Genomic DNA, 6624 nt, shown 5'->3' on the forward strand with positions numbered 1-6624 from the left:
GGCGGTCGGCACGCCGTCGGTGACCGGCCCGCACCTGCATAATTTTTCCGAGATTTCGCGGCGCATGCGCGAAGCCGGCGCGGTGGCCATCTGCGAGGACGCCGGCGCCGTGTGCGCGGCGCTGCAGTCCCTGCTGGGCGATGCCGAGGCGCGCACGCGCATGGCCGAGGCCGGCTGCGCGCTGGTCGCGAACGGCCGCGGCGCGCTGCAGCGGACCCTGCAGTTGATCGCGCCGCACCTGCCGCCGTTGGCGGGCGATGCGGGCGTGGAGGACTGACGCGTCGTAGAGGTGCGCGGGCATATCCGTCGCAGCGGGTATCGCCATGACGGGCTTTTCATGGGAAGTCCCGTCGCGGCTGAAGCCGCTCCTGCCGCTCCTGCGCATGACATGCGTCGTTACTCGAGGTGCCCTGCAAGTCGCGACGCATGGCTCTCGCCATCCCTCTCCTCCCATCGCGCAGCGCGTCGGGACTGAAGTTCCTCCCACAGGAGGCTGCCGCCATTCGCCCCACGCCTCCATAAACAAAAACGGCGGACCCGAAGGCCCGCCGTTTCGGCGGCAAGCGCGCGTGCGTGCGCTTACTGCGTGCTGTTGGCGGAGTTGAGCTTGGATTCGGCGCTCTGGGTCAGCAGCGCGTTGATCGACTGCACCTCGGCCACGTCCAGCGAGCCGAGCGCCTGGCTCAGCAGCAGACGGTTCTGCAGGAAGTTGTAGCGCGCCTGCGCGTAGGCCAGCTGCGCCTGGTACAGGGTGCGCTGGTTCTGCACCACGTCCAGCACGGTGCGGGTGCCCACTTCCAGGCCGACCTGCGAGGCATCGAATGCGGCCTGCGCCGAGACCACCGCCAGGCGCCGCGCCTCGATCTCGCTGATCCCGGCCACCACCGTCTGGTAGGCGTTGCGGGTGTTGCGGTCGAGCGCGCGCTTCTGCAGTTCGTAGGTGTCCTGGGCGATGTCGCGCTGCGCCAGCGCCTGGCGCACGCCGGACTGGGTGGCGCCGCCGGCGAAGATCGGGATGTTCAAGGTCAGGCCGATGGTGTTGCTGTCGGCGCGCGGGGTGCTGCCGCTGCCGGAGACGCTGTTGCCCCAGTTCGCATCGCGGCCGGCGCTGGCCGACAGGCTCAGCGTCGGCAGGTGTCCGGCGCGTGCCGCCGAGACGCTGGCCTCGGCCGCCTGCACCTGGTACTGGTAGGACCGCAGCGACGGGTTCTTGTCCAGCGCCGAGGCGATCAGGCTGTCGATGTCGCCGCCGGTGGCCGGCAGCTGCGGACGGAAATCCTCCGGCAGGCCGCGCAGGTCGCGCACCGGCTGGCCGGTGATCTGGGTCAGCGCCTGGTACAGGTCCTGCAGCGAGTTGCGCGCATTGATCGTGTCGGCGCGGGCCTGGTCGTACTCGGCGCGGGCTTCGTGCACGTCGGTGATCGGTGCCAGGCCCACTTCCAGGCGCTTGTCGGCGTAGTCGAACTGCTTCTTGGCGGCGGCTTCGTTGGTCTCGGCGGCGACCAGCGATTCGATCGCCACCAGCACGTTGAAGTAGGCCGCCGAGGTGCGCACGATCAGGTCGTCGTTGGCCGAATCCAGGGTGTAGTCGGCGGCCAGGCTGCGCGCCTTCTGCGCGCGCAGGTTGGAGAACTGGGCGAAGTTGACCAGGGTCTGCTGGCCCTGCACGGCGTAGCTGCGGCTCTTGCCGGTGCCGGCCAGTTCGCCGCCGCCGCGCTCGACTTCGCTATGGTTGCGCTGCAGCGACGCGCTGCCGTTGATCTGCGGCAGCAGGGCGGCGCGCGCCTGCACTTCGCCTTCCTTGTCGTACAGCCGGGTCGATTCCGCGGAGGCCAACTGCGGGTCGCTGTTGCGGGCCATTTCGTAGACTTGCAGCAGGTCCGTGGCGTTGGCGGCCAACGGAAACAGCGCGGCGGCCAGCGCCAGGACGAGGGATCGGCGGATCATTGCGGCTTCCTTGATGGATCAGAATGTGAACTGGGGGACTGGCGCTGCGCCTCGCAGGTAGTACGCCAGGTCGGTTTCGAACAGCGATTCCGTGCGTGGCGCGCCCGCTTCGGCATGCACCAGCACCGCTTCCATGACCGGCGCGCGGCCGCGGATCGCGAACAGGCGGCCGCCGGGGCGCAGCCAGGCCAGGAACTGCGCCGGGATCTCGGTGACCGCGGCGGTGACGCAGACCACGTCGAAGCGGCGCTCGCTGTTCCAGGCGAAGGCGTCGGCGGTCTCGATGCGGACGTTGCTGCCCAGGCCGGCGGCGTCCAGGTTGGCGCGCGCAGCGGCGGCCAGGGCCGGCTCGATCTCCAGGCTGACCACTTCGCGGCCGAGCTCGCCCAGGCAGGCGCTGACGAAGCCGCTGCCGGTGCCGATCTCCAGCACGTCCTCGCCCGGCTGCAGGTCCAGGGCCTGCAGCATGCGGCCTTCGATGACCGGCTTCATCATGAACTGGCCGTGGCCCAGCGGAATCTCCAGGTCGGCGTAGGCCACGGCGCGGTGGGCCGGCGGCACGAAGGTCTCGCGCGGCAGCCGCGACAGCACGTCGAGCACGCGCAGGTCCAGCACGTCCCAGGGACGGACCTGCTGTTCCACCATCTTTTCGCGGGCTTGGGAGTAGTCGATCGTCATTTCGGGCATCCAACGCGGAGGGCCGGGCATTTTAGCCGGCACGGAGGCCGGGCGTATGCCGCAGCATCGCCGCCGGACGGTCCGGCGCGCAGTGCCGGAAGTCATCGGCGCCGGGGAACGGCCGGGCGGCCGGGCTAGCGCGCCGCATAGGCACGCAGGAAGAAGTCGATGCTGGCCTCGACATGGGCGCGGATCCGCTCCTGGCTGGCGTCGCGGCACAGCCCGCACATCATCAGCGAGTACAGCTCGCCCTTGACCAGGCAGAAGAACTGCGAGGCGGCCAGGTCGAGGTCGGCGATGTCCAGCGCGCCGGCGGCGACGTGGGCCTGCAGCAGCTGCGCCAGGTGCTGCTGGGTGCGCTTGGGACCGGCATTCCAGAACATCTCGCGGACGTGGTCGTCGCCGGTGCCCGGGGTCAGCATCATGCGGTGGGTGGCCATCGCCGCCTCGCTGCTGATCATGGCGAAGAAGGCCTGGCCGATGTCCAGCAACTGGGTGCGCAGCGGTCCTTTCAGGGCGTGCCCGAACAGGTCGTCGGGCAGCAGCGCCTGGCATTGCGCGCGCACCGCCTCGGCGAACAGGGTTTCCTTGTCGCCGTAGTGGCTGTAGACGGTGAGCTTGGAGACGCCGGCGCGGGCGGCGATGCCGTCCATGCTGACCCCGCCGAAGCCCAGTTCGGTGAACATTTCCCGTGCCGCTTCCAGGATCGCGGCGCGTTTGCCCATGTCCTTGGGGCGACCGGGCCCGGCGGGACGCGAGGAGGATTTGGCGGAGGCGGCGGACGATTTGCTGACCATGGGTGGCAATACTAGACCAGTCGGTTCGATATTTATACTAGACCCGCTGGTTCATTATTGTGACGCTGCGTTCGGCGGGCGGGGCAGCCGGGCCGGGCAGTGCGCCGGCGGGCACGGGCGGCAGGGCCGCGGCATCCAATGCTTTGCTTATGCGCGGCTTACATTTGCCTAACATCGGGCTCATGGTCGCCTAATCGACTGCCCCGACGATGTCGCCATGGCCATCGTCCCCCTCTCCGCTGCTTCCGGTTTCCGCTTCGCCGATCCTGTGCTGGTCGATGCCCTGCATCCCGATCGCGCGCAGGTGGAAGCCTTCATCGCCCGGGTCTACCGCGAGCGCTACGGCGCGGTCCTGCGCGGCTTTCTTCCGCACCTGCTCGCCTACCACGGCGCCGACGGTCGCCTGCAGGCCGCACTGGGACTGCGCTGCGCCAGCGAGGGTCCGCTGTTCGTCGAGCAGTACCTGGCGCAGCCGGCCGAGCTGGCGATCGCCGAGCGGATGCCGCGGCGGGTGCTGCGCACGGAGTTGGTGGAGGTGGGCAATTTCGCCGCCGAGCACGCCGGCGACGCGCGGGCGATGATCCGCGCACTGACCTGCACCCTGCATGGCGCAGGCCTGCGCTGGGTGCTGTTCGTGGCGACCCGGCAGCTACGCAACGCCTTCGACCGCCTGCATTTGGCGACAGTGGAGCTGGGCGAGGCGCGCGGCCAGGACCTGCGCGACGATCCCAGCGACTGGGGCGACTACTACGCGGCGCAGCCGCGGCTGATGTTCGGCGACATCGCCGCCGGGCACGCCTTCCTGCAGCGCGAGGCGGAACCCCGCCACGGCGTGCTGCCCACGTTCCGCGCCTGCCTGGCGGGGGCGCCGTGAGCACGCCCGGCGTCGCCGACCTGCTGGCCGGCTTGCGCGGCGACGACGCGCGCGTGCTTTACGCCGATGGGGCGCTGCGCGAGCGCGATCTGCTCGAGCGCGCACAGCGCCTGGCCGATGCGCTGCAGGGGCATGGGGTGTATTGCGTCGCCAGCCGCCTGGACAACGGCCCCGAGTGGCTGCTGCTGGATCTGGCGATCCGCCTGAACGGCGGCGTGCACGTGCCGCTGCCGACCTTCTTCAGCCCGGCGCAGGTGCAGTACGCCCTGGCCAGCAGCGGCGCGCAGGGGCTGATCGCGGCGCCGGGTCCGGCGCTGGCCGACCTCGATGGCGAGGCGTTGCGCCTGCCGGAACCGGGACTGGCCGGCCGGCGCCTGACGCAGGCGCCGGTGGCCCTGCCCGCGGGCACCGGCTGCATCACCTACACCTCCGGCACCACCGGCCAGCCGAAGGGCGTGTGCCTGAGCGCCGACGCGTTGCTGCAGGTCGCCGGCTCGCTGGCCGACGCCGCCTCGGCGCTGGCGCCGCGCCGGCACCTGTGCCTGATGCCGCTGTCGACGCTGCTGGAGAACGTCGGCGGCCTGTACGCGCCGCTGCTGTCCGGCGCGCAGATCGCGCTGCCGTCGCTGGCCGAGATCGGCTACAGCGGCGCTGCCGGCCTGGACATCCCGACCCTGATCGCCTGCCTGCACCGCTACCAGCCGCATAGCGTGATCCTGGTGCCGCAGTTGCTGCTGGGGCTGGTCATGGCCGCCGAGCGCGGCGTGCCGCTGCCCGCCTCGTTGCGCTACCTGGCGGTCGGTGGTGGCCGCGTCGGCCCGGGCCTGCTGCGCCGTGCGGCGGCGCTGCAGTTGCCGGTGTTCGAAGGCTACGGCCTGACCGAATGCGCCTCGGTGGTGGCCTTGAACCGGCCCGAGGCGCAGCGCCTGGGCAGCGTCGGACGGCCGCTGCCGCATGCGCGGGTGCAGGTGGTCGATGGCGAACTGCAGGTCGAGGGCGTGCGCTGCCTGGGTTACCTGGGCGCGCCCGGCCCGGCACCGGGGCCGATCGCCACCGGCGACCTGGGCCATGTCGATGCCGACGGCTTCGTGCACATCACCGGCCGCCGCAAGCATGTGTTCATCACCGCGTTCGGCCGCAACGTCTCGCCGGAGTGGGTGGAAAGCGAACTGCTGCAGCATCCGCTGATCGCCCAAGCGGTGGTGTGCGGCGAGGCGCGTGCGCACAACCTGGCGGTGCTGTGGCCGCGCCGCGCTGGCGAAGACGACGCCGCGCTGCAGGGCGCGCTGGCCGAGGTCAATGCCGGCCTGCCCGATTACGCGCGCGTCGCCGGCTTCGTGCGCGCCGTCGCGCCGTTCAGCGCCGCCGACGGCCTGCTCACCGGCAACGGCCGCCCGCGCCGCGACGCCATCCTGCAGCGCTACGCCGACGCCGTGGCGCAGCGCTATGCCGAACTCGAACCCGATCCCGCCCCAGGAGCCTTCCAATGAGTTTCCATGCCCGGCTGCTCGCCGAGACCCAGGCCGAACGCGCCGACCTGATCGCCATCCCGATCATCCAGACTGCCCTGGCCGGGCAGATCGCCGGCGCCGACTACGTCGCCTTCCTCGGCCAGGCCTATCACCACGTGCGCCATACCGTGCCCCTGCTGATGGCCTGCGGCGCGCGCCTGCCGGCGCGGCTGGAGTGGCTGCGCAGCGCGGTGGCCGAGTACATCGAGGAAGAACTGGGCCACCAGGAGTGGATCCTCGACGACCTGGCCGCCTGCGGCGCCGACCGCGCCGCCGCCGCCGCCTCGATGCCATCGGCGGCGACCGAACTGATGGTGGCCTACGCCTACGACACCATCGCCCGCGGCAATCCGGTCGGCTTCTTCGGCATGGTGCTGGTGCTGGAAGGCACCAGCGTGGCGCTGGCCACGCGCGCGGCCGAGAGCATCGAGACCTCGCTGGGCCTGCCGCGCAACGCCTTCAGCTACCTGCGCTCGCACGGCGACCTGGACATCGAGCATGCCGGCTTCTTCGAAGGCCTGATGGACCGGCTCGACGATGCCGACGACCAGCGCGCCGTGGTGCATGCGGCCAAGCGCTTCTACGGCCTGTACGGCGACATTTTCCGCAGCCTGCGCGCACAGCCGCCGCTGCCCATGGCGGAGGCCGCATGATGGATCTCAACGGACGCAGTGTGATTCTCACCGGCGCCAGCGGCGGCATCGGCGCCGCCCTGTGCGACGAACTGGTGGCCGCCGGTGCCTGCGTGCTGGCGGTCGGCCGCGACCCGGTGCGCCTGGCGCAGGTCGCCGGCCGGCATCCGCAGGGGCGGGGGCTG

At 71.1% G+C, this 6624-nt stretch carries 7 protein-coding genes and 1 pseudogene; 5 read left to right on the plus strand and 3 right to left on the minus strand.

Annotated elements, in window-relative coordinates; all coding sequences use genetic code 11:
* Positions 1-277, plus strand: a pseudogene (locus tag D183_RS25865) (lipid IV(A) 3-deoxy-D-manno-octulosonic acid transferase); the annotation flags it as partial.
* A 302-nt stretch (positions 278-579) separates the two neighbouring features.
* Here D183_RS25865 and D183_RS0123395 read toward each other — a convergent pair.
* The 3 genes from D183_RS0123395 to D183_RS0123405 all read right to left on the minus strand — a co-directional run bounded on the left by D183_RS0123395 (position 580) and on the right by D183_RS0123405 (position 3350).
* The gene (locus D183_RS0123395) at positions 580-1947 is read right to left on the minus strand and encodes a TolC family outer membrane protein (RefSeq protein WP_017911135.1); all 1368 of its coding nucleotides are present in this window, start codon (positions 1945-1947) and stop codon (positions 580-582) included.
* An 18-nt stretch (positions 1948-1965) separates the two neighbouring features.
* Entirely contained in the window at positions 1966-2625 is a 660-nt protein-coding gene (locus D183_RS0123400; RefSeq protein ID WP_010344493.1) for a protein-L-isoaspartate O-methyltransferase family protein, read from the minus strand.
* 134 nt (positions 2626-2759) lie between these two features.
* Positions 2760-3350: a TetR/AcrR family transcriptional regulator gene (locus D183_RS0123405; RefSeq protein ID WP_017911136.1), complete on the minus strand. Its 591-nt coding sequence runs from the start codon at positions 3348-3350 to the stop codon at positions 2760-2762.
* 289 nt (positions 3351-3639) lie between these two features.
* Here D183_RS0123405 and D183_RS25870 point away from each other — a divergent pair, with 289 nt between their 5' ends.
* The 4 genes from D183_RS25870 to D183_RS25880 all read left to right on the plus strand — a co-directional run.
* Positions 3640-4296, plus strand: coding sequence for a thermostable hemolysin (locus tag D183_RS25870; protein ID WP_017911137.1), 657 nt, complete (start codon positions 3640-3642; stop codon positions 4294-4296).
* Positions 4293-5786 carry an AMP-binding protein gene (locus D183_RS25875; protein WP_017911138.1) on the plus strand — a complete coding sequence of 498 codons (1494 nt, stop codon included), beginning with the start codon at positions 4293-4295 and terminating at the stop codon, positions 5784-5786. Before D183_RS25870 ends, D183_RS25875 begins: the two co-directional genes overlap by 4 nt.
* Positions 5783-6460 carry a TenA family transcriptional regulator gene (locus D183_RS0123420; RefSeq protein WP_017911139.1) on the plus strand — a complete coding sequence of 226 codons (678 nt, stop codon included), beginning with the start codon at positions 5783-5785 and terminating at the stop codon, positions 6458-6460. The genes D183_RS25875 and D183_RS0123420 overlap by 4 nt, the downstream gene beginning before the upstream one ends.
* Positions 6460-6624, plus strand: a 165-nt coding sequence (locus tag D183_RS25880; RefSeq protein WP_039729619.1) for an SDR family NAD(P)-dependent oxidoreductase, incomplete at its 3' end; no start/stop codon positions are given. The genes D183_RS0123420 and D183_RS25880, both read left to right, overlap by 1 nt.

The sequence above is a fragment of the Xanthomonas sp. SHU 199 genome (assembly GCF_000364665.1).
Classification (GTDB): Bacteria; Pseudomonadota; Gammaproteobacteria; order Xanthomonadales; family Xanthomonadaceae; genus Xanthomonas_A; species Xanthomonas_A sontii.

What these genes read in the sequence shown, in the direction of transcription:
- D183_RS0123395 (WP_017911135.1), bottom strand. Translation starts at nt 1,947, where the DNA reads ATGATCCGCCGATCCCTCGTCCTGGCGCTGGCCGCCGCGCTGTTTCCG.
- D183_RS0123400 (WP_010344493.1), bottom strand. Translation starts at nt 2,625, where the DNA reads ATGACGATCGACTACTCCCAAGCCCGCGAAAAGATGGTGGAACAGCAG.
- D183_RS0123405 (WP_017911136.1), bottom strand. Translation starts at nt 3,350, where the DNA reads ATGGGCAAACGCGCCGCGATCCTGGAAGCGGCACGGGAAATGTTCACC.
- D183_RS25870 (WP_017911137.1), top strand. Translation starts at nt 3,640, where the DNA reads ATGGCCATCGTCCCCCTCTCCGCTGCTTCCGGTTTCCGCTTCGCCGAT.
- D183_RS0123420 (WP_017911139.1), top strand. Translation starts at nt 5,783, where the DNA reads ATGAGTTTCCATGCCCGGCTGCTCGCCGAGACCCAGGCCGAACGCGCC.